The sequence below is a fragment of the Pseudomonas sp. F2 genome (assembly GCF_057174385.1).
Window position 1 is genome coordinate 4,535,710 of record NZ_CM169904.1, and the last position, 21,770, is coordinate 4,557,479.

A 21,770-nucleotide genomic window follows, 5' to 3' on the forward strand; every position below is an offset into this window, starting at 1 on the left:
GTGCCGTCCACTTGCCCCTCTGGGGCGCTGCTACTACAGGGGGTCTGCATGCTCACCCTGCTCAATTTGCTGTCTGCCGTGGCCCTGCTGATCTGGGGTACGCATATCGTCCGAACCGGCATCCTGCGGGTGTACGGCACCAATCTGCGGCATGTGATCGGCCAGAACATGTCCAGACGCTGGCTCGCGTTCGTCGCCGGCATCGTCGTCACCGCGATGGTGCAGAGCAGCAACGCCACGGCCATGCTCGTCACTTCATTTGTCGGTCAGGGCCTGATGGCGCTGACCCCGGCGCTGGCGACCATGCTTGGTGCCGACGTTGGTACCGCGCTGATGGCGCGGGTGCTGACCTTTGACTTGTCGTGGCTGTCGCCGTTGCTGATTTTCCTCGGGGTGATTTTCTTTCTGTCGCGCAAACAGACGCGCCTCGGGCAGATGGGCCGGGTCAGCATCGGTCTGGGGCTGATTATTCTCGCCCTGCAACTGATCGTCGAAGCTGCCGCGCCGATCACCCACGCCCAAGGTGTGAAGGTGATCTTCGCTTCGCTGACTGGCGACATTCTGCTCGACGCCCTGGTTGGTGCGTTGTTCGCGATGATTTCCTATTCCAGCCTCGCCGCTGTGCTGCTGACCGCGACGCTGGCCGGCGCCAGCGTGATCAGCCTGCCTGTGGCGATCGGCCTGGTGATCGGCGCCAACATCGGCAGTGGCGTGCTGGCGTTCATGAGCACCAGCATGCAGAACGCAGCAGGCCGACAAGTGGCGCTGGGCAGCCTGCTTTACAAGCTGATCGGTCTGCTGCTGATCATCCCGGTGCTCGATCCGCTGGTGCACTGGATGGACGGGCTCGACTTCAGCCCGCAGGAAATGGTCATCGGGTTTCACCTGCTCTATAACACCGCGCGCTGCCTGATCCTGCTGCCCAGCGTCGCCCCGATGGCGCGGCTGTGCGCCTGGTTGCTGCCGGAGCGCCCGGAAGTCAACGGCACCGCCAAGCCGCGTCACCTTGATTTGACGGCACTGTCGACACCTAGCCTGGCGCTGGCCAACGCGGCCCGTGAGACCCTGCGCATGGGCGATCTGATCGACAACATGCTCGACGCGATGCTCGATGTGTTGCGTGGCAAGCAGACCGCCGTGACCCAGGAGATGCGTCGTCTGACCGATGACGTCGAAGCGCTATACAGCGCGATCAAGTTGTACCTGGCGCAAATGCCCCGCGAAGATCTCGGCGAGCAGGACAGTCGGCGCTGGGCGGAGACCATCGAACTGGCGATCAACCTGAAACTGGCCAGCGACTTGATTGAACGCATGCTGCGCAAGGTGCAGCAGCAGAAGACTTCCCAGCGTCGGTCGTTTTCCGAAGAAGGCCTGGAGGATCTGGCCGGGTTGCATCAGCAACTGATCGCCAACTTGCGCCTGGGCCTGTCGGTGTTCCTCAGCGGTGACAAGGAAAGCGCCCGTCAGCTGTTGCGCGAGAAACGTCGCTTTCGCGCACAGGAACGGCGTCTGGCCCACGCCCATGTCAGCCGTTTGCAACGTAAGATCGTGCAGAGTCTGGAAACCAGTTCGCTGCACCTGGAGCTGATTGCGGATATGAAGCGCTTGAATTCGCTGTTTTGCAGCAGTGCTTATGTGGTGCTGGAAACGGCGGATACCGGGGCGCTGGAAGCAGACGATATGGTAGACATTACGCATTCGCCTTGAACGTCTGGGGCTGGGGTCAGTCAGTAACTCAGAGTTCAGCTTCACGGACGCCTTCGCTGGCAAGCCAGCTCCCACAGGGTTTTGTGAGCGCCGCAAATCCTTGTGGGAGCTGGCTTGCCAGCGATGGAGCCCTGACTGACGACACGGATCTCCAAATCAGCCGTACGGAAGCCTGTTATGCGTTGCCTGTTGTTCGCCTGTCTGTTGCTCGGTTCCCTGCCCGCCTTCGCCGTTGATCGCTTCCAGGTCGAAGGCTATGCGCTGCCCAACGGATTACAGCTGTTGCTCAAACCCGGCACTGAACGCGGGCATGTGGCAATTCGTCTGGTGGTCGGCGTCGGCCTCGACGATTTCGATTGCGATGAAAAAGAGCTGCCGCACTTGCTCGAGCACCTGTTGTTCAGCGGTGTCGATGCCACCGGCGAAGGTGGCCTTGAGGAGCGCATGCAGGCGTTGGGCGGTGAGTGGAACGCGTTCACCAGCAACGCCGACACCACGTTCGTCATCGAAGCCCCGGCGAAGAATCAGCGCAAAGTGCTCGACCTGCTGCTCGGTCTGCTGACCCAGACCCGCATTGACGACAATGCGATCAACGCCGCCAAACGTGTGGTCGAGCGCGAGGACGGTGGCCATTACACGCGTCTGCAACGTTTTCTCGACCGCCAAGACCTGGGCCACACCGCCAGCAATCAACTGGCGGTGGAGCTGGGCCTGAAATGCCCGCAACGCGCCGAGGTCGGGCACCTGACCCAGGAGCAACTGGAGAAGGTGCGCAAGACCTGGTACGCGCCGAACAACATGACGCTGATCGTCGTCGGTGAACTCGACAAACTGCTGCCGGCCTATCTGGAACGCACCTGGGGCGCGCTCGAAGCGGTGGATCCGGCCGAGCACCGTGAGCTGCCGGACATCCGCACCAGCGCCGCCCATGAACGCACCCTCACCCGCGGCTTCATCGGCGACAGCGCCAAATTGCACTGGCTGGTGCCGGAGCCGATGCTCGACGATCAGTACGACGAGACCTTCGACATCCTCAAGGACTACCTCGACTGGGCACTGTACCGGCAGATTCGCCTGAACCATGGCTTGTCCTACGGGCCGTGGGCCGAGCGCGAAGTGTTCGGCGGGGTCGGTTTCATGAGCCTCAATGCCGATGTCGATCGCGATGATCTCGTCGAGGCCAGACAGGTGCTGGAAGACCTCAAGGCCGACCTGCTGAAAAACGGCCTCGACCCCGACACCTTCGCCCGGATCAAACAGGCCGCCATCGCCCATCAGGCCTGGGCGGTGCAGGGCAACAGCGCCATGGCGGACTACTACTGGAGCGCGCTCGGCGACTACGAGGACGGGCGCTTTGCCAACCCCGCCCGCGAGTTGCAAGGCGTGACCCTGGAAACGGCGAACAAGGCCATGCGCGAGTTGCTGTTGCAGCCGGGGTATCTGCGGATCGAGAAGCCGTTGCTCAGTGATGATGAAGTTTTGTGGCTGATTGCCGGTGGTCTCGGGGTTCTGCTGTTGATCCTGATCGGCTGGCGCCTGCACCGCCGGGACAAACACAAAGACGAAGGATGAAGAGAATCCTGTGGCGAGGGAGCTTGCTCCCGCTGGGCTGCGAAGCAGACCCAATACCGACGACTCAGATGTTTCAGGAACACCGCGCACTGAGGTTTTGCGACTGCTGCGCAGTCGATCGGGAGCAAGCTCCTCGCCACAGAAATAAGAGGCTTTACTGACCGGGAGCCTCGCCACCTCGCCCGGCGGGCGGTACTCTGTCGAGGTTTTTTCTCATCCAGTCGTGAACCGCCCACATGCCGAAAATACCCCAGCTGATCCAGCGCATCCTCGAATTGATGAAGCGCTATCCCGGGGTCATTGCGCTCGGCGGTTTCATCTCCGGGGTCGGCAGTTTCATTTTGGTCGATCGCCAGCAAGGGCTGGCGAGCTGGATCACCATCATCATGCTGCTCAGCTGGATCTGGCTGATGCTGGAAAACACCCTGACCGGGCTGTTCACGCGCATCTTCAAGCGGGAAATCCCCCAGCCGCTGCTGCGCTACGCGACGCAGATGATCCACCAGGAAAGTCTGTTTTTCGTCCTGCCGTTCTTCTTCATCACGACGACGTGGAACAGCGGCCAACTGATCTTCACCGGCCTGCTGTGCATCGCCGCGCTGATCTCGATTGTCGACCCGCTCTACTACAAATGGCTGGCGCCACGGCGCTGGGCGTTTCTCGCGTTGCATACCCTGACCCTGTTCGCCGCCCTGCTCACCGCGCTGCCGGTGATCATGCACCTGACCACCGCGCAGAGTTTCAAATGGGCACTGGGTACGGCGGTGGTGCTGTCGTTCCCGAGTCTGGCGTCGATCTTCCCGATCCGCACCGTGCGCAACGCGTTGGCCATTCTGTGCATCACCGTCGGCATCGGCGCGGTCGGCTGGACCCTGCGCTCGTGGGTGCCGCCGGCGACGTTGTGGATGACCGACGTGGCGATCAGCACGCAGTTGCAGGACCGCACGCCTGGCGCCAGCCTCGACGAGGTCAGCGCCGAGCAGATCCGCAACGGCGGTCTCTACGCCTACACCGCAATCAACGCGCCGCGCGGGCTGGATGAACGCATCTACCATGTGTGGCAGTTCGACGGCAAAGAGGTCGATCGCATCGCCCTCGACATCCACGGCGGGCGCAAGGAAGGCTACCGGGCCTGGACGCACAAGCAGAACTTCTCCGGTAACCCGGCGGGCAAGTGGCAGGTGCGGGTGCTGACTGAAGACGGTCAGGTGATCGGCGTGCTGCGTTTCAAAGTGACAGACAGCACAGCGATCAAAGAAAAGTAATCCGGTTCGTGCTATTACGTTAGTTCGCTTAATAGCCGAACAAGCACGGAGCTTATGATCAGCAGCTCAATGAGCGGTAATGCCCAGCTGGACACGTCAATCAGCCCTGCCCGCCTGCGGGTTTCCGGGGATTGGACGCTTGCCCATTACGCCGACCTCAAGCACCTGACCGAACAACTGACCGGCCAGTACGACGCCAACACCGTGGTCGACCTCAACAGCCTCGGTGCCCTCGACACTGCGGGCGCTTCGTTGCTGGTGGAGCTGCTCGGTTCCGAGCGTCTGGGCCGCTCCGCCGAACACCCCGACTGTACGATTTCCCAGGCTGACCGCGCGCTGCTGCAAACGGTGTATCGCTCGCTGACCGACTTCTGTGTGCCGATCAAGGAGCCGGAAGTCAGCGTCAGCGTGCAATTGCTGACCCGCATCGGGCGCGCGGTGGAAACGGTCTGGCAGGATACCCTGCAAGTGCTGGGTTTCATTGGCCTGATCCTCGAAACCATTGCCCGCAATCTGCTGCGGCCCAAGCGCTGGCGCATCACCCCCGTCGTCGCCCACATCGAACAGACCGGCCTCGACGCCGCGCCGATTGTGGCGCTGCTGACCTTTCTGGTGGGCGCGGTGGTGGCGTTTCTCGGTGCCACGGTGCTGGCCAGTTTCGGTGCGACGATCTTTACCGTGGACTTGGTGGGCTTCTCCTTCCTGCGTGAGTTCGGTGTGCTGCTCACGGCAATCCTGATGGCCGGACGCACCGCCAGCGCGTTTACCGCGCAGATCGGTTCGATGAAGGCTAACGAAGAGATCGACGCAATCCGCACCCTCGGCCTCGATCCGATGGAGCTGCTGGTAGTGCCGCGGGTATTGGCGATGCTGGTGGCGCTGCCGATGCTGACGTTTCTGGCGATGCTCTGCGGGATCATTGGTGGCGGCGTGGTGTGCGCGGTGTCGCTGGGGATTTCGCCGGCGATGTTCCTCTCGCTGTTGCAGAGCGACATCGGCATTCAGCACTTTCTGGTTGGTCTGGTCAAAGCGCCGGTGTTTGCCTTCCTGATTGCGACCATTGGTTGCCTGGAAGGCTTCAAGGTCAGTGGCAGCGCCGAATCGGTCGGCGCGCACACCACGTCCGCCGTGGTGCAGTCGATTTTCGTGGTGATCGTACTCGACGCGGTGGCTGCGCTGTTCTTCATGGAGATAGGCTGGTGAGTCGTTTATCCCGTGCGCCCTCGGAGGCGGTGATCGAAGTCCGTGGCCTGTGCAATCGCTTTGGCAGCCAGAGTGTGCACGAGAATCTCGATCTGGATTTGTACAAGGGCGAAATCCTCGCCGTGGTTGGCGGTTCCGGCAGCGGCAAATCGGTGCTGCTGCGCAGCATTGTCGGCCTGCGCCGGCCCAGCGAAGGCAACGTAAAGGTGTTCGGGCAGAACCTGCCGAGCCTGTCCGAGCATGAGCGCTCACTGGTCGAGCGGCGTTTCGGCGTGCTGTTCCAGAAAGGCGCGTTGTTTTCCTCGCTGACGGTGACCGAAAACGTCGCCCTGCCGCTGATCGAACACGCCGGTCTGAGCCGCAACGACGCCGAGCACCTGGCGGCGGTGAAGCTGGCGCTGGCCGGGCTGCCGCTGTCGGCGGCGGACAAATACCCGGCGTCGCTGTCCGGCGGGATGATCAAGCGCGCTGCGCTGGCCCGGGCTCTGGCGCTGGATCCGGACATCCTGTTTCTCGACGAGCCCACCGCCGGCCTCGATCCGATTGGCGCGGCGCAGTTCGATCAACTGATCCTGACCCTGCGCGATGCGCTGGGCCTGAGCGTGTTTCTGGTGACCCACGACCTCGACACGCTCTACACCATCACCGACCGGGTGGCGGTGCTGGCGCAGAAGAAGGTACTGGTCGCCGGTCCGATCGACGTGGTCTCGGAAACCGATGACGGGTGGGTTCACGAATACTTCCACGGCCCGCGTGGCCGCTCGGCGCTGGACGCCGCCAAATTGCTCAACGAGGTCTGACATGGAAACCCGAGCCCATCATGTGTTGATCGGTCTGTTCGCCGTAATTGTCGTGGCGGGCGCCCTGCTCTTCGGTCTGTGGCTGGCCAAGTCCAGCGTCGACAGCGAGTTCAAGGATTATGAAATCGTCTTCAATGAGGCGGTCAGCGGTCTGTCCAAGGGCAGCCCCGTGCAGTACAGCGGGATCAAGGTCGGTGACGTGGTCAGCTTGCGCCTCGACCCGAAAGACCCGCGCCGGGTGCTGGCGCGGATTCGTCTGGGTGGTGACACCCCGGTCAAGGAAGACACCCAGGCCAAACTGGCGCTGGCCGGGATCACCGGCACTTCGATCATCCAGCTCAGCGGCGGCACTCCGGAGAGTCCGAAACTGCGCGGACACGACGGCGAATTGCCGACCATCGTCGCGGCGCCCTCGCCCATTTCCCGGCTGCTTAACGACAGCAACGACCTGATGACCGGCGTCACCGCCCTGTTGAACAATGCCAACCAGATGTTTTCCCCGGAGAACGTCGAGCGCGTCAGCAACACCCTGGCGCATCTGGAACAGACCACCGGTTCGATCAACGATCAGCGCGGCGACTTGCGTCAGGCCATGCAGCAACTGGCGAGCGTCGGCAAGCAAGCCGGCAGCATGCTCGAGCAAACCTCGGCACTGATGCGCAACGCCAACGGCCTGCTCAACGATCAGGGCAAGCAGGCGCTGGGCAGTGCCGAGCAGGCGATGAAGTCGCTGGAACAGAGCAGCGCCACCATCAACGGCCTGCTGAGCAAAAACCAGAACTCCCTCGACAACGGCCTGCAGGGCCTCAATGGGCTGGCGCCGGCGATCCGCGAACTGCGCGAAACCCTGACCTCGCTGCGCGGCATTTCCCAACGCCTTGAGGCCAACCCCAGCGGCTACCTGCTGGGCAGTGACAAGAACAAGGAATTCACCCCATGAAGCTGACTCACTTCGCCTTTCTCGCCAGTTTTACCCTGCTCTCGGCGTGCTCGATTCTGCCCAAGGCCGAGCCGTCGGACGTCTATCGCCTGCCCGCTGCGCAAGCGCCCGCCCCGGCCAGTTCGGCGGCGACCCAGCACTGGTCGCTGCGCCTGAACAAATTGCAGGCCAGCGAAGCGCTGAACCGGCCGAACATCGCGGTGATTCCACAGGGTGATGTGATCAGCAGCTACAAAGCCTCGCGCTGGAGCGATCCGGCGCCGGTGCTGGTGCGTAATCGGCTGCTCGATGGTTTTGCCCGCGATGGTCGGGTGACATTGCTCAGCACCGATGACAGCAACTTCGCTGCGGATCTGGAACTGGGCGGCAACTTGCAGGCGTTTCAGACCGAGTATCAGGGCAATCAGGCCAGCGTCGTGGTGCGCGTCGATGCGTTGTTGGTGCGCGGCTATGACCAGAAGATTCTCGCCAGTCGGCGCTTTGAAGAGCGCCAACCGCTGAGCGATGTGCAGGTGCCAGCGGTCGTTGCCGGGTTTGGACAGGCCAGTGATCGGCTGACGGCCAAGGTTGTTGCGTGGGCGGTAGATCAAGGCCAGAAAGTCGCCCTTCAGAGACCCTGATCGATCAACATTGCTTTTGTGGCGAGGGAGCTTGCTCCCGCTGGGCTGCGTAGCAGCCCCATCTTTCAGGGCCGCTTCGCGCCCCGGCGGGAGCAAGCTCCCTTGCCACAGAGAAATTGGTCGCCCGAAGCCTTTGTAGGTTAGCCGAAGAACCAGTAGCAGACGCCGATGGCGCCGAGTACGCCGGCCAGTTCGGCCAGCAGCGCGCATCCAACGGCATGCCTTGCGCGCTGAATGCCCACTGCACCGAAATACACCGCCAGCACATAGAACGTGGTTTCGGTACTGCCCTGCACCGTCGCCGCCACCAGCGCCGGGAAGCTGTCGACGCCGGAGGTCTTCATGGTCTCGATCAGCATCGCCCGGGCGGCGCTGCCGGAGAACGGTTTGACCATCGCCGTCGGCAGCGCGTCGACAAAGCGCGTGTCCCAACCGGCCCACTGCACCAGATGGCGGATGCCGTCCAGGCCAAAGTCCAGCGCTCCGGATGCGCGCAGTACGCCAATCGCACAGAGCATCGCCACCAGATACGGCAGCAGGTTCCTGGCGACGTCAAAGCCCTCCTTCGCGCCCTCGACAAACGCCTCGTAGACCTTGACCTTGCGTAATGCGCCGATCACCAGGAACAGCATGATCAGGCCGAACAGCGTCAGGTTGCCAAGGATCGACGACAGCCCGGCCAGCGCCGTGGCCGACATCGTCGCCAGCAGCGCCATGAAGCCGCCGAGGATCAGCGCGCCGGGAATCAGATAAGCCAGCACCACCGGGTCCCAGATGCGCAGGCGTTGCATGAACGCCACCGAAAGGAAGCCGACAATAGTCGAGCAACTGGTCGCCAGCAGAATCGGCAGGAATACCAGGGTCGGATCCGGTGCACCTTGCTGGGCGCGGTACATGAAGATGGTCACCGGCAACAGGGTCAGGGACGAGGCGTTGAGTACCAGGAACAGGATCTGCGCGTTGCTGGCGATGGTCGCGCTGGGGTTGAGCTCCTGCAGCGCTTTCATGGCCTTGAGGCCGATCGGTGTGGCGGCGTTGTCCAGGCCCAGGCCGTTGGCGGCGAAGTTCAGGGTAATCAGACCGAGCGCCGGGTGCCCCGCCGGGACTTCCGGCATCAGCCGCAGGAACAGCGGCCCGAGGACTTTGGCCAGCCATTCGACGATCCCGGCCTTCTCGGCGATGCGCAGAAAGCCCAGCCACAGGGTCAGCGTGCCGAACAGCAGGACCATGACCTCGACCGAGAGTTTGGCCATGGCAAAAATGCTTTCCACCATCGCTGCGAAAATCCCGGCGTTGCCGCCGACCAGCCACTGCACCAGCGCAGATATTGCTGCCACGACGAAGAAGCCAAGCCACAGGCCATTAAGCATCAGTCAAATCCCCCGGAAGATGCGGCGAATGATAGCGGGGTCGCCAGAAACGACAAACCCCGGATTGCGCCGGGGTTTGTCGGTAAGGCTTGCCTCAATCACCTGTAGGAGCTGCCGAAGGCTGCGATCTTTAAAAGCAAGATCAAAATATCGCAGCCTGCGGCAGCTCCTACAGAGGTTCAGCGATCAGTTCTTGGAGATTTCGCCAGCCGGCAGTTTTTCCTTGCTGCGCCAGTGCGGCAGGGAGTTCCAGTAGCGCTGGCCCTTGGCGTCGTCGTACATGCCTTCCCAACGTGCGATAACCAGTACCGCCAGGGCGTTGCCGATCACGTTCAGTGCGGTACGGGCCATGTCCATGATGCGGTCGACACCGGCGATGAAGGCCAGGCCTTCCAGCGGGATACCAACGCTGCCCAGGGTCGCCAGCAGCACCACGAAGGACACGCCCGGTACGCCGGCGATGCCTTTGGAGGTGACCATCAGAGTCAGCACCAGCAGCAGTTGCTGGCTGATCGACAGGTCGATGCCGTACAGCTGGGCAATGAAGATCGCTGCGATCGACTGGTACAGGGTCGAACCGTCGAGGTTGAACGAGTAACCGGTCGGCACCACGAAGGAGCAGATGGCTTTCGGTGCGCCATAGGCTTCCATCTTCTCGATGACGCGTGGCAGCACGGTTTCCGAGGAGGCGGTGGAGTACGCCAGGACCAGCTCATCCTTGAAGATGCGCATCAGCTTGATCACCGAGAAGCCGAACAGCTTGGCGATCAGGCCCAGCACCACGAAAGCAAAGAAAGCGATGGCGACGTAAACCAGAATCACCAGCTTGGCCAGCGGCAGCAGCGAGGCGAAACCGAAGTTGGCCACGGTCACCGCGATCAGGGCGAAAACGCCGATCGGGGCGTAGTTCATGATCATGTGGGTGACTTTGAACATGCTTTCCGAGACGCCCTGGAACATCTTCACCAGCGGCTCGCGCAGATCCGACTGCAGGCTCGACAGACCGAGACCGAACAGTACGGAGAAGAAAATGATCGGCAGCATTTCGCCGCGGGCCATGGCCGCGAAGATGTTCGACGGGATCAGGTTGAGGATGGTCTCGATGAACGCGTGTTCATGTTGTACTTCGGCGGCGGTCGCCTGGTACTTGGAGATATCCACGGTGCCCAGGGTGCTCATGTCGATGCCGGCACCCGGGTGGAACAGGTTGGCCAGCAGCAGGCCAACGATGATCGCGATGGTGGTGACGACTTCGAAGTAGATGATGGTCTTCAGGCCGATACGCCCGAGTTTCTTGGCGTCGCCCACGCCGGCGATGCCGACGATCAGGGAGGAGATGACGATCGGAATCACGATCATCTTGATCAGACGGATAAAGATATCGCCTGCCGGTTGCAGGACGTTGCTGATCCACCAGGCTTTTTCGGCACTGAAGTGGTTGAGCAACGCACCAATTGCAATCCCTAAAACCAGACCGATGAGGATCTGCCAGGCGAGGCTGAGTTTTGCCTTCTTCATTATCTTTACCCTTACTTGCGTTTGACTCAGGCACATGCAGCAACTGGAACGCTCTTTAGCGGAAAAGTCTGTGCATCTGCCTCCGTATAAGGTGCCCCGAAGCGCGTATTTACGGCTCTTCGGCAGGCGAAAAAAGGCGCAACTATTCCGATGCAAGGTTGCGCCGTCTAATGCCGTAAACGCCTACCCTATGCCGAATCGGCATGAGATTTTTTAAATGAAACTGACGTCCCAAGCGGTTCGATTACGACATTTCAGCCGGCATAAGTGCCGTGAACCGGCCATTTCAGCTTAGGTTGGTTGTTTTTTGAACGAGTGAATTCATCGAAAAATTCAGGAAAAAGCCTACATTTGCAGACTAGAAGTCCCACAGTTTAAAGGGGCTCTTTCTCGATATACGGTCGCCAGGAAACACGGCGAAATGTTTTCGCGCGCAGTCTGAACCATAAAAAGGCGAGCAGGACGCTCTGGATCAATGTTTTGTATCGCGCAAAGCTCAGCGCAAGTCCGTCGAACCGCTGAGGGTCGGCGAACCTGCGTCGCAGCTTTTACCCTGACCCGGCCCTCGCGCAGGCACTCCCTGTACCCGTAGGTCACTCCGACCCTGCAACAGTCAGAACGTCCCGGCCCCCTGGTCATGCGCCAGCCTTCCTCGGGCAGGCGCAATAAAGGGCAGCGGGGCGCTGCCCTCATGTTCGAATCAGTACCAGTTCGGATCTTTCTTCAGCGTTTCCATCAACAGGTTCTGCATGCCCTGATCCGGTTTGCCGAGGAAGCGGTAAGTGGCATGTCGCGTTGGCGACTTGTCGGCCGGCAGTCCTTCGGGCACATCGACGAGCATGGCGTAGGCATCTTTCTTGTCGAAGCTGAACGCTACGATCAAGCGGTGGTTGAGGCACTTGTCTGCGGATTCGCAGAGCGGGCCGACCAGATACTTATCGCCATCTTCGGTCACGGCATTCATCTGCTGCTCTGGCGTACCGGACAGGTTCATCACCCATTCCGGGAGGCGCTCTTCATGCTTCACAACGCCTTGCCAGGTTTCCCGGTATTGCGGGTCGGAGCTGAGCAGCTCGTTGACCCGCGCCTGGCCATCATTGGCCGCGATCGCCATGGCACTACCGCCCAGAAGCAGGGCGGCTGCCAGTGTCTTTAACGCAATCATCGTTAACCTCGGCCGCGACGGCCAAAGAAGAAGGAAGCGATGAACATCACCAGGAACACGACAAAGAGAATCTTGGCGATACCCGTGGCGGTGCCCGCGATACCACCGAAGCCCAGGACGGCGGCGATGATGGCAATGATCAAGAATGTAATTGCCCAACTCAACATGGTGATTCTCCTTACTTCTCTATTTAGGGATATTGCGTGTCCTGGCGCCAGGCGCCCGAATTCGTTGGTTTGTCAGAAAACCCAGCGCTCTTCACGTGGCAGTTGATCCAGCGGCTGCGGCTGATCGACATCCATCATGCGCATCGAGGCGCTTTCGGCCTGACTGCTGCTGACGGCGCTGAAGTGCGTCTGCGTGCTGTGTTGAATCGAGATCAGCGGCTCAGGCTTCTGGCTGTTTTCCCAGCTCAGGTATTGCTGGCAGGCGATCAGGGTGATCAACAGTGCAAGCACGCCAAACAGGCCTTGCTGGATATGCAGTGGCGAGATACGCACTTGGGCGGCACGTTGGCGAGTCATCCTGGGTTCCTCACTCTTATTCGGTTGGGGCAGTGGAATCTGCCCGGGCTGAATGAGTTATTGCAGGCTGCATGCCAGTTTTTTCATTGAAAAATATTCAATAAAATCAATAGGTTACAAGTAGTTAAAATTCAGCGACGGACGCATCCTGCACGATGGGTCGTATACGGTCGTGCGGAATGCACGATTATTTCGTAGGAGATTTCATTCTTATGGAATTGAGAGCACGTCCTGGATGTCAGAAATGTACGCGGGGTTACCCCTGCGAATCGGTGATTGTTTAAAAACTCAACAAAATCAATGGATTGGCCGTTAAGGCAGGAGAGAGCTACCCTCCTATGGCTCGCATCGTTCAGAATCAACCATGCAACTTGCCCGATTTTTCCGGGACTAACCCAAGATCAATCACTATGGAGCGTAGGAAAAATGGAATCTGCCACTGAGCATCAAGGCCGCATTCTGCTGGTGGACGATGAGTCCGCCATCCTGCGAACCTTTCGTTACTGCCTCGAGGACGAAGGTTATACAGTGGCCACCGCCAACAGCGCGGCTCAGGCCGAGGCATTGTTGCAACGTCAGGTGTTTGACCTGTGCTTCCTTGATTTGCGTCTGGGTGAAGACAACGGTCTCGACGTACTGGCGCAGATGCGCATTCAGGCGCCATGGATGCGCGTGGTCATTGTCACCGCGCACTCGGCTGTCGATACCGCCGTAGACGCGATCCAGGCGGGCGCCGCCGATTATCTGGTCAAACCCTGCAGCCCCGACCAGCTGCGCCTGGCCACCGCCAAGCAACTGGAAGTGCGTCAGCTCTCGGCGCGTCTGGAAGCCCTCGAAGGCGAGATCCGCAAACCCAAGGACGGCCTCGACTCCCACAGCCCGGCGATGAAAGTCGTGCTGGAAACTGCGCGGCAGGTCGCCGGTACCGACGCCAACATCCTTATTCTCGGCGAATCCGGCACAGGTAAGGGCGAACTGGCCCGGGCCATTCACGGCTGGAGCAAGCGCGAGAAGAAATCCTGCGTGACCATCAACTGCCCGTCGTTGACTGCGGAACTGATGGAGAGCGAGCTGTTCGGCCACAGTCGCGGTGCGTTCACCGGGGCCAGTGAAAGCACCCTGGGGCGGGTCAATCAAGCAGACGGCGGCACGCTGTTTCTTGATGAGATCGGCGATTTTCCGCTGACTTTGCAACCAAAGTTGCTGCGTTTTATTCAGGACAAGGAATACGAGCGGGTAGGGGATCCAGTGACCCGCCGCGCCGATGTGCGGATTCTCGCCGCGACCAACCTCAACCTTGAAGACATGGTGCGCGACGGGCGCTTCCGTGAAGACCTGTTGTATCGCCTCAATGTGATCACCCTGCATCTGCCGCCATTGCGCGAACGTGCCGAGGACATCCTGACTCTGGCCGACCGCTTCCTCGCGCGTTTCGTCAAAGAGTACGCGCGGCCGGCACGGGGCTTCAGTGACGAGGCGCGCGAGGCGTTGCTGGGTTATCGCTGGCCGGGCAACATCCGCGAGCTGCGCAACGTAGTGGAGCGGGCCAGCATCATCTGCCCGCAGGAGCGCGTGGAAATCAGCCACCTCGGCATGGCCGAGCAACCGGCGAACAACGCACCGCGAGTCGGTGCCGCGCTGAGCCTCGATGAACTGGAAAAAGCCCACATCGGCGCGGTGCTGGCAACGGCAGGCACCCTTGATCAGGCGGCGAAAACCTTGGGCATCGACGCGTCGACCCTGTATCGCAAGCGCAAGCAGTACAACCTGTGAGCGCCCGACGATGAAACTGGCGATGAAGTTGCGCACTCGCTTGTTTCTGAGCATCTCTGCGCTGATCACGGTCGCCTTGCTCGGGCTGTTGCTCGGGCTGGTCAGCGTGATGCAGATGGCCGGTACTCAGGAAGCAACGATCCGCAGCAACTTCGTGACCCTCGACCTGGGGCTCAAACTGCGCCAGACCCTCGGCGATCAACTGGTGCTGATGCTGGCCGAAAAGCCCGACCCCGTCGCGTTCGAAGCGTCAAAGCAGCATTACCTGCAATTGCTGGATGAAGGCATTTCGCAGGAGGCAGAGGGCGATGGCCGACAGTACGGGTTTACCCAGGCCAAGGCTGACTACCTGAGTTTTCTCCAGGCGTTCGAGATGTCGCGTGATCCGGGCAATGTGCTCAGTGGTAACAGCGACCTCAGGGAACGCTTCAACACCTTGCGCAACGGTTTGATTACCGAGCACAAGCACGCACTGGACAACATCAACGCAGTGCAGCATGACGCCCGGGAAAGGGCACTGCTGGTTTCCGGTCTGCTCGGGCTGGTGGGATTGGCGGTGCTGATTATCGGCTTCGTCACCGCGCACGCCATTGCCCGGCGTTTTGGCGCGCCCATCGAGGCGCTGGCCAAGGCGGCGGACAACATCGGCCAAGGCAATTTCGAAGTGACGCTGCCGATTTCCTCGGCGATGGAAATGAACCAGTTGACCAAGCGCTTCGGGCTGATGGCCGAGGCGCTGCGCGAGCATCAGGCGACCAACGTCGACGAATTGCTGGCCGGTCAGCAACGCCTGCAGGCGGTGCTCGACAGCATCGACGACGGCTTGTTGATGATCGACCGTGAAGGGCATCTGGAACACCTCAATCCAGTGGCTCAGCGTCAGTTGGGTTGGGACAGTGACCGTCTCGGCCAAGGCCTGGGCACTGCGCTCGAGCGCCCGGAGCTCGACGCGCAACTGCAACTGGTGCTGCGCGGCGGTACCCTTGAGCGCGCCCCGGAAGATTTGAGCATCGAGGTCGATGGCGAATCGCGCTTGCTGACCTACAGTTTGACCCCGGTCAGTCACATCCAGGGGCATATTCTGGGTGCGGTGATGGTGCTGCACGATGTCACCGAGCAACGCGCCTTCGAGCGCGTGCGCAGCGAGTTCGTGCTGCGCGCCTCCCATGAGTTGCGTACGCCGGTCACCGGCATGCACATGGCGTTCGGCCTGTTTCGCGAACGTGCGAAGTTCCCCCCGGAGTCACGCGAGGCGGACCTGCTCGACACGGTCAACGAAGAGATGCAGCGCTTGATGCAGTTGATCAACGACTTGCTCAACTTCTCGCGCTATCAGAACGGCTTGCAGAAACTCACTCTGGCGCCGTGCTCCATCGAAGATTTGCTGGAGCAGGCGCAGTCGCGCTTCGCCGATTGCGCTGCGGGCAAAGGCATTGCCCTGAGCGTCGAAGTGCAAGGGCCGTTGCCGCGTCTGCAGGCCGATCAGGCACAGCTTGAGCGGGTACTCGACAACCTGATCGACAACGCTCTGCGCCATACCGCCCGCGACGGCCAGATTCGTCTGCAGGCGCGGCGGCATGGCGAACGGGTGATCATCAGCGTCGAAGACAACGGCGAAGGCATTGCCTACGGTCAGCAGGGGCGGATTTTCGAGCCGTTTGTGCAGGTCGGGCGCAAGAAGGGTGGCGCCGGGCTGGGTCTGGCGCTGTGCAAGGAAATCGTCCAGCTGCATGGCGGGCGGATGGGCGTCTATTCGCGGCCGGGGCAGGGCACGCAGTTCTACATGGCGCTGGCGGTCTAGGCTTCGTCGTCCAGCCGGCGCCCGGTGAGGCGCCGTCCCCGGGTGATCAGTTCGATGAACTGCACCGCACTCAGGGCTTGGGCAAACAGCCAGCCCTGACCGAACTTGACCCCCTCACTGCTGAGAAACACGGCTTGCGCTTCGTGCTCGATGCCTTCGGCAATCACTTTCAACTCCAGAGCCTGCGCCATGTGAATGATGTGCGGCGCAACGCCGCTGCTGGCCGCATCATGGCCGAGCGCGTCGATGAAGGCCTTGTCGATCTTCAGGCAATCCACTGGCAGCGTCTGCAGGTAGGCGAGGCTGCAATAACCGGTACCGAAGTCATCGATCAGCACTTGATGGCCTACATCGCGCAAGGCTTGCAGGTTCTCCCGCGCCACCACCACGTCGATCAGTCCGCGCTCGGTGACTTCAAAGGCTATCTGTCGCGCGGCGACCCGGTGCAGCGTCAGCAGCCTGGCCATGACCTGGCCGATGCGCGGCACCATCACGTCGCAGGCGGCGAGGTTGACCGAAATGTACAGCTGCGGATTGGCGCGCAGCACCGGTCCCAGTTGTTCCAGCAGCCGTTGCAGGACAAAGTCTGTCATCTGCCGGATCTGCCCGGTGTTTTCCGCCAATGGAATGAACAGGTCGGGACTGGTCAGCGTGCCGTCCGGGCGACGCCAGCGCAGCAGGGCTTCGGCGCCTACGCAATTGCGGCTATCGAGATCGAAGATCGGCTGATACAACACTTGCAGCTCGCCACGTCGAATAGCGCCCTGGAGTTCGGCGTCCAGTGACTGGCGCTGGCGCACCAGCAAAAACACAAAGAATCCGACAAACGCCCCCAGCAGCAGGCAGATCGGCACCATCCACCACCAGACGCTGGGAATATGCATGCCGCTGCGCGGGGTGATCAGCACCAACTGGTATTCCGGATTGTTGGTTGGCATGCGGTAGATCAGCCGTGACTGGGTGACTTGCAGGGGCGCGCGGCTTTTGGGTGGCCACGCTTCGGTTGGTGGCCACGTCTGCGCGGTGCCCAGCACCGGAATCGCCCGTTTGCCGTGGTCCAGCACCACCAGCAGGCTGCTGTCCGGCGGCAGATCGACCATGTCGGTCAAATGCCCGCGTGATGTCGCCACGCGAAAATTGCCGCGCCCGAGCATCAGTGCCGCGCGGTTTTCATCCGGTTCGGTGGTGGTGTTGAGCCAGTAACTGTAGGTCGGTCCTTTGATATCCGGTGCGCGAACCACCGACAGTCCTTCCTGACGGGGCCGGTTGGAGCATATCCGCGCACCATCCATGTAGGCCGCTTCATAGACGAAGCGATAGTTGAAGGTGACCTGTTGCAGGGTGGCGATCATTTCCTCATCGCAACTGCGTAGCGGCTGCGCTTCGAGGTCATCGAGACTTTCGCGCAATTGCCCGAACAGCTGCTCAAGGCGTGCCAGAAAACGCTCGCCCTGGGTGTTCATTTCCTGGCTTTCGTTCTGTTCAATCTGGCGCATGGCGACGAACATTCCGCCGGCTATCAGCAATGCAACACTGAAGACAGCCGCGATCATCGCCAAAAACCACGGGCGATAAAACCAGCTACGCAGCGTCGCTCGGGTAGCAACCATCATGGAATATCCGAAGAATTACCAATGAGTTATAGCTGCTGATTTCGTTTTCGCCCTGACCGTCGGGCGGGCGTCATTATTTTGTCTGATTGAGGACCTGCAACAACGCTGCCGTTTGTGCGTCCGGTGTACCGTCGAAGCGTGAAGGGCGAAAGTGCATCTGGAACGCTGCCAGGACATGGCGGGTCGCTACGTCCAGCTCGCCGGTCTGCGGGGTGTCGTAACCGACGCGCGCCAGTTGTTCCTGGAACCAGCTGATGCTTGGCAGTTCGGCGTTGAACTGCACTTGCTGCCGCGCTACCGCTTGTTCGTTGGGCCATACGCCCAGGCCTTCGGCGGCCAGGCGTTTCCATGGGAACAAGGGACCCGGGTCGAGTTTGCGCAGGGGCGCGATGTCGCTGTGGCCAATGATATGGCGCGGGCTGATGCCCTGGCGCTGGCTGATGTCCTTGAGCAGGACGATAAGCGATTGAATCTGCGCTTCGCTGTACGGGTACCAGAGGCGCCCGGTCGGCGTGTCCTTGAAGCCCGGATTGACGATTTCGATGCCGATCGAGCTGGAGTTTAGCCAGGTACGGCCCTGCCACTGGCTCTCGCCGGCGTGCCAGGCGCGCTGGTTTTCATCCATCAGTTTGTAGATGGTACCGCCTTTGTCGTCGCCGATCAGATAGTGGCTGCTGACTTCGCCGTGGGTCAGCAGTTGCAGCGAGCGGGCGAGGGAAGCGGAGGTGTAGTGCACGATCACGAACTGCACGCGGCTGTCGTGATTGGCCGAAGGGTGGCTGGTGTCATAACGCGGGCCGCTGGCACAACCGGCCAGAACGAGCAGCGACGCGAGGAGGGCGAAAAATTTCATGGCAGAAGGCAGTACACGCAAGACAATAATGCAACAGTGTAACGTACTGCCTTGCCTATCGACGCCTGACGGGCCGATTTAAACAAAATGGAACAACTTGCTCAGCCCAGTTCGACTCGGTTCCGTCCGCCGTTTTTCGCCCGGTACAGCGCCTGATCGGCTCTTTTAAGCACCAGATCGCTGTGTTCTCCCGGCTTGAACGACGCCAGTCCCATGGAAATGGTGATCGTCACCCGTTCACCCTTGAAGTGAAACGGGCACGCTTCGATGGCCGCTCGCAGGGTTTCCAGCAATTTGGCGCCGACGGTCGGCGTGGTGGCTGGCAGCAGCAGAACGAATTCCTCTCCGCCGAAACGAGCAATGAAATCCGCCCCACGCAGACGTTTGCGCAGCACCGTGGCGATGATTTTCAATACCTTGTCGCCCGCCAGATGGCCGTAGTTGTCGTTGATGCGCTTGAAATGATCGAGGTCGAGCATCGCCAGGCTCAAGGTGTTGCCGTGTTGTTGCCATTGCCTGATCTCGTGTTCCAGCCGTTCGCTCCAGGCAGCGCGGTTGGGCAGGCCGGTCAACGGGTCAATCAGGGCTTTCTGTCGCTGTTCTTCCAGATGTTCGCGAAAGCCCAGGGCTTCCTGCTCCATGTGCGCCACACGTTCGGCCAGGCCTTTGAGACGTGCTGCCACTTCCTGCTCGCGGGCATCGCGTTGTTGCTGATGCTGGTCCATGGTACCGAGCAGGCCTTCGAGATGGTTCTCCAGCACTCGCTTGAGATCATCCAGATCGGCCGCTTCCTGCACGCTGGTCTGCAAGCCGTCGACTTGCTCGCGAATCTGCGTGTCCATCGCCCGGGCTGCCGAGCTGTTGTCGGCATGGCCCTCGCTGGCGGCCTGCAAATTGCTCTGGAATGCTTCGAGGCGTTCGTTGAGCCGCTGCAGATAGGCTTCGAACTCGTGTTGGCCGCTGTCGGTGATTGCCAGCATCAAGGTGGCAAGGTCGTCGAGAATGGGCAGGAGTTCGTACCAGTTCAGGCCATTTTTCAAGCGATCACGCATGGCCTCGGCTTGCGGGCGATGGCGCTCTGGCAAGGTCAGATCGTCGAGCAGCCCGATCAGCGTGTCTTCGATGTGTTTGGCCACCGAGCTGTAGGAAGGCTCCGGCGAATCGGGCAGGGCGTAAAGAATGTCTTGCTCGGGCTGCTCCGGATCGATGGCAGCCAAGGCTTGGGCAATCGGGGCAGGCAGGGGCAGGCTGTCGAGGAGCAAGGGGGCCGGGGCGTCGCCCGGGTGGATCAACTCGTCAGGGTTGATCGCCGCTATGAAGGCTGGTGGCGCAAGCGGCGGGGCCAGAGGTTCGAGGGGCGGTTTGAGTTCAGGCAGTGGTTCGGGCGCCGTCTCGATGGCAATGACCGGCGGCACAAATGACACCACGGACGAGTCGGCCTGCGGTTGCGCTGCAGGTGCCTGTTGAGGGCTTGCCTCTGCCGGTTGCAATAGAGGCGCGGCGCTGACCGGTGCCGGAGTCGGTTCGCCTGTTGGCGTCTGTGCGGGCTCGACATCAGGTTCAGTGTTGGCTGATGGCGGCGCTGGTATTGGCGCAGGCGCTTGAGGTTGCTCCGGGCCCTGCGTCCCTGGCGTTTCTTCGGCTTCGCGATTGCCAAACAGGCGTTGCAGAAGGCCCGGGCGTTCTGGCGCGGGTGGGGTTTCCAGCTGGCTCAACGCTTTGCCCTGCAAACCGCTGAGTTCGCTCAGCAGCAGCGGCATTTCCCGCGCCTGGCCGACCCGACTGTCCAGTTGCTTGGCGAATTTCTTCAGCGGCTGGGCGACTTCCCGCGGCAGTGGCAACGCTTGCAGTTGGGTAACCAGTGCGGTCAACGCGGTGCTGACCTGATCAATGCGGGTTTCGCGGCGCTGCTCGGAGTCGAGTACGGCTTTCTCCAGGCGCGGCAGCAGGGCGGCGAGACCAGCATCCATGTCGTCGGTGCGCACCACGTCGCGCATCTCTTTCATGCACTGATCAACGACCTTGTCGGTGCCTTCAGCGGCCAGCGTACTGCGTACCAGACCGCGGCGCAGCAAGTCGAGACGGGCGGCCCAGCGCCGTTCGAGCTTGTCCTGCTGTTCGATACTTTTGAGGTACTTCTCTTTCCAGCGCTGGGCGTCGTCGCTCATTCAGGGGTTCCGCGAGGGGCAGGACTCAACGCGGGCAATGCATCGGCCGTGAGCGAACCCGGCAGACGAATCTCTACCGCGACCGGCAGGTGATCGGAAATGGGTTGGGCCAGCACTTCGACCTTTTCCAGAGTCAGGGTCGGGCTGAGCAAAATATGATCCAGGCAACGTTGCGGCCGCCAGCTGGGAAACGTGGCTTGCATCTGCGGGGCCAGCAGGCCGAGATCGCGTAACGGTGACTGTTGTAGCAGATCGCTGGCATGGGTGTTCATGTCGCCCATCAATACCTGGTGCTTGTAGCCACCGATCAGGTCCCGAATGTAGGCCAGTTGCAGGCTGCGCACCCGGGCGCCGAGGGCCAGGTGCATCATCACCACCACCAGCGCTTCCGGGCCTTCGCCAAAGCGCAGCAGGATTGCGCCGCGACCTTTCGGGCCCGGCAGCGGATGGTCTTCGATCGCCCACGGTTTCAGTCGACTGAGCACGCCATTGCTGTGCTGGGCCAGCCGGCCGAGGTTGCGATTGAGTTGTTGATACCAGTAAGGGAAGGCGCCGAGGTGGGCCAGGTGTTCGACCTGATTGACGTAGCCTGAGCGCAGGCTGCCGCCATCGGCTTCCTGCAGGGCGACCAGGTCGAAGTCGCCAAGCAGGTCGCCGATCTTCTGCAGATTGCCTGAGCGCCCCGTGTGCGGCAGCAGGTGCTGCCAGCTGCGGGTCAGGTAATGCCGATAGCGTTCGGTGCTGATGCCGACCTGGATGTTGAAGCTGAGCAAGCGCAGACGATGGTCTGCGGGCAGGCCCGTGGACTCCAGGTGATGCTCGTTGACCTGCGGATCATGCAGGCCAACGATGCGTTCGGTGCCCCAGCGGCGCATGGC

General features: G+C 61.2%; 18 protein-coding genes. 9 read left to right on the top strand and 9 right to left on the bottom strand.

What is annotated here, in order from left to right:
- The first annotated feature begins 48 nt into the window (after window positions 1–48).
- The 7 genes from AC193Q_RS20480 to AC193Q_RS20510 all read left to right on the top strand — a co-directional run bounded on the left by AC193Q_RS20480 (window position 49) and on the right by AC193Q_RS20510 (window position 8,107).
- Window positions 49–1,707, top strand: a complete 1,659-nt coding sequence (locus tag AC193Q_RS20480; RefSeq protein ID WP_047297440.1) for a Na/Pi cotransporter family protein — start codon at window positions 49–51, stop codon at window positions 1,705–1,707.
- Between the two features lie 177 nt (window positions 1,708–1,884).
- The gene (locus tag AC193Q_RS20485) at window positions 1,885–3,279 is read left to right on the top strand and encodes a M16 family metallopeptidase (RefSeq protein ID WP_121182906.1); all 1,395 of its coding nucleotides are present in this window, start codon (window positions 1,885–1,887) and stop codon (window positions 3,277–3,279) included.
- A gap of 236 nt (window positions 3,280–3,515) precedes the next feature.
- Window positions 3,516–4,544 carry a DUF5924 family protein gene (locus AC193Q_RS20490; RefSeq protein WP_483878727.1) on the top strand — a complete coding sequence of 343 codons (1,029 nt, stop codon included), beginning with the start codon at window positions 3,516–3,518 and terminating at the stop codon, window positions 4,542–4,544.
- 54 nt (window positions 4,545–4,598) lie between these two features.
- Window positions 4,599–5,747: an ABC transporter permease gene (locus tag AC193Q_RS20495; RefSeq protein ID WP_483878728.1), complete on the top strand. Its 1,149-nt coding sequence runs from the start codon at window positions 4,599–4,601 to the stop codon at window positions 5,745–5,747.
- Window positions 5,744–6,547, top strand: coding sequence for an ABC transporter ATP-binding protein (locus AC193Q_RS20500; RefSeq protein WP_483878729.1), 804 nt, complete (start codon window positions 5,744–5,746; stop codon window positions 6,545–6,547). Before AC193Q_RS20495 ends, AC193Q_RS20500 begins: the two co-directional genes overlap by 4 nt.
- A gap of 1 nt (window position 6,548) precedes the next feature.
- A complete protein-coding gene (locus AC193Q_RS20505) occupies window positions 6,549–7,487 on the top strand; it encodes an MlaD family protein (RefSeq protein ID WP_145593892.1) in 939 nt (312 codons plus the stop codon).
- Window positions 7,484–8,107, top strand: coding sequence for an ABC-type transport auxiliary lipoprotein family protein (locus AC193Q_RS20510; RefSeq protein ID WP_121182914.1), 624 nt, complete (start codon window positions 7,484–7,486; stop codon window positions 8,105–8,107). Before AC193Q_RS20505 ends, AC193Q_RS20510 begins: the two co-directional genes overlap by 4 nt.
- Window positions 8,108–8,247: 140 nt before the next feature.
- Here AC193Q_RS20510 and AC193Q_RS20515 read toward each other — a convergent pair whose 3' ends face one another.
- From AC193Q_RS20515 to AC193Q_RS20535, 5 genes are all read right to left on the bottom strand, one after another.
- Window positions 8,248–9,477, bottom strand: coding sequence for a nucleoside recognition domain-containing protein (locus AC193Q_RS20515; protein WP_041073662.1), 1,230 nt, complete (start codon window positions 9,475–9,477; stop codon window positions 8,248–8,250).
- A 186-nt stretch (window positions 9,478–9,663) separates the two neighbouring features.
- On the bottom strand, window positions 9,664–10,995 hold the full coding sequence (gltP, locus tag AC193Q_RS20520; RefSeq protein ID WP_047297447.1) for a glutamate/aspartate:proton symporter GltP: 1,332 nt from the start codon (window positions 10,993–10,995) through the stop codon (window positions 9,664–9,666).
- A 700-nt stretch (window positions 10,996–11,695) separates the two neighbouring features.
- Complete coding sequence (locus AC193Q_RS20525; protein WP_047297448.1) at window positions 11,696–12,160, bottom strand: inhibitor of vertebrate lysozyme family protein; 465 nt, start codon at window positions 12,158–12,160, stop codon at window positions 11,696–11,698.
- A gap of 2 nt (window positions 12,161–12,162) precedes the next feature.
- A complete protein-coding gene (locus AC193Q_RS20530; protein WP_003177151.1) occupies window positions 12,163–12,327 on the bottom strand; it encodes a DUF1328 domain-containing protein in 165 nt (54 codons plus the stop codon).
- Between the two features lie 72 nt (window positions 12,328–12,399).
- Entirely contained in the window at window positions 12,400–12,684 is a 285-nt protein-coding gene (locus AC193Q_RS20535; RefSeq protein WP_047297449.1) for a hypothetical protein, read from the bottom strand.
- 426 nt (window positions 12,685–13,110) lie between these two features.
- On the opposite strand from AC193Q_RS20535, the gene algB reads away from it, so the two are divergent.
- Window positions 13,111–14,457 carry a sigma-54-dependent response regulator transcription factor AlgB gene (algB, locus tag AC193Q_RS20540; RefSeq protein ID WP_047297450.1) on the top strand — a complete coding sequence of 449 codons (1,347 nt, stop codon included), beginning with the start codon at window positions 13,111–13,113 and terminating at the stop codon, window positions 14,455–14,457.
- 10 nt (window positions 14,458–14,467) lie between these two features.
- Window positions 14,468–16,258, top strand: a complete 1,791-nt coding sequence (locus AC193Q_RS20545; RefSeq protein ID WP_041073672.1) for a KinB sensor domain-containing domain — start codon at window positions 14,468–14,470, stop codon at window positions 16,256–16,258.
- Here AC193Q_RS20545 and AC193Q_RS20550 read toward each other — a convergent pair.
- From AC193Q_RS20550 to AC193Q_RS20565, 4 genes are all read right to left on the bottom strand, one after another.
- Window positions 16,255–17,868, bottom strand: coding sequence for an EAL domain-containing protein (locus AC193Q_RS20550; protein ID WP_179295003.1), 1,614 nt, complete (start codon window positions 17,866–17,868; stop codon window positions 16,255–16,257). The genes AC193Q_RS20545 and AC193Q_RS20550 overlap by 4 nt on opposite strands.
- 76 nt (window positions 17,869–17,944) lie before the next feature.
- Window positions 17,945–18,724, bottom strand: coding sequence for an N-acetylmuramoyl-L-alanine amidase (locus AC193Q_RS20555; protein ID WP_483878730.1), 780 nt, complete (start codon window positions 18,722–18,724; stop codon window positions 17,945–17,947).
- A 101-nt stretch (window positions 18,725–18,825) separates the two neighbouring features.
- On the bottom strand, window positions 18,826–20,892 hold the full coding sequence (locus AC193Q_RS20560; RefSeq protein WP_121182920.1) for a diguanylate cyclase: 2,067 nt from the start codon (window positions 20,890–20,892) through the stop codon (window positions 18,826–18,828).
- A complete protein-coding gene (locus AC193Q_RS20565) occupies window positions 20,889–21,767 on the bottom strand; it encodes an endonuclease/exonuclease/phosphatase family protein (protein ID WP_047297455.1) in 879 nt (292 codons plus the stop codon). The genes AC193Q_RS20560 and AC193Q_RS20565 overlap by 4 nt, the downstream gene beginning before the upstream one ends.
- Window positions 21,768–21,770: the final 3 nt, after the last annotated feature.

Coding starts and splice junctions, on each gene's coding strand:
- AC193Q_RS20480 (WP_047297440.1), top strand. CDS start 49: ATGCTCACCCTGCTCAATTTGCTGTCTGCCGTGGCCCTGCTGATCTGG.
- AC193Q_RS20485 (WP_121182906.1), top strand. CDS start 1,885: ATGCGTTGCCTGTTGTTCGCCTGTCTGTTGCTCGGTTCCCTGCCCGCC.
- AC193Q_RS20490 (WP_483878727.1), top strand. CDS start 3,516: ATGCCGAAAATACCCCAGCTGATCCAGCGCATCCTCGAATTGATGAAG.
- AC193Q_RS20495 (WP_483878728.1), top strand. CDS start 4,599: ATGATCAGCAGCTCAATGAGCGGTAATGCCCAGCTGGACACGTCAATC.
- AC193Q_RS20505 (WP_145593892.1), top strand. CDS start 6,549: ATGGAAACCCGAGCCCATCATGTGTTGATCGGTCTGTTCGCCGTAATT.
- AC193Q_RS20510 (WP_121182914.1), top strand. CDS start 7,484: ATGAAGCTGACTCACTTCGCCTTTCTCGCCAGTTTTACCCTGCTCTCG.
- AC193Q_RS20515 (WP_041073662.1), bottom strand. CDS start 9,477: ATGCTTAATGGCCTGTGGCTTGGCTTCTTCGTCGTGGCAGCAATATCT.
- gltP (WP_047297447.1), bottom strand. CDS start 10,995: ATGAAGAAGGCAAAACTCAGCCTCGCCTGGCAGATCCTCATCGGTCTG.
- AC193Q_RS20525 (WP_047297448.1), bottom strand. CDS start 12,160: ATGATTGCGTTAAAGACACTGGCAGCCGCCCTGCTTCTGGGCGGTAGT.
- AC193Q_RS20530 (WP_003177151.1), bottom strand. CDS start 12,327: ATGTTGAGTTGGGCAATTACATTCTTGATCATTGCCATCATCGCCGCC.
- AC193Q_RS20535 (WP_047297449.1), bottom strand. CDS start 12,684: ATGACTCGCCAACGTGCCGCCCAAGTGCGTATCTCGCCACTGCATATC.
- algB (WP_047297450.1), top strand. CDS start 13,111: ATGGAATCTGCCACTGAGCATCAAGGCCGCATTCTGCTGGTGGACGAT.
- AC193Q_RS20545 (WP_041073672.1), top strand. CDS start 14,468: ATGAAACTGGCGATGAAGTTGCGCACTCGCTTGTTTCTGAGCATCTCT.
- AC193Q_RS20550 (WP_179295003.1), bottom strand. CDS start 17,868: ATGGTTGCTACCCGAGCGACGCTGCGTAGCTGGTTTTATCGCCCGTGG.
- AC193Q_RS20555 (WP_483878730.1), bottom strand. CDS start 18,724: ATGAAATTTTTCGCCCTCCTCGCGTCGCTGCTCGTTCTGGCCGGTTGT.
- AC193Q_RS20560 (WP_121182920.1), bottom strand. CDS start 20,892: ATGAGCGACGACGCCCAGCGCTGGAAAGAGAAGTACCTCAAAAGTATC.
- AC193Q_RS20565 (WP_047297455.1), bottom strand. CDS start 21,767: ATGCGCCGCTGGGGCACCGAACGCATCGTTGGCCTGCATGATCCGCAG.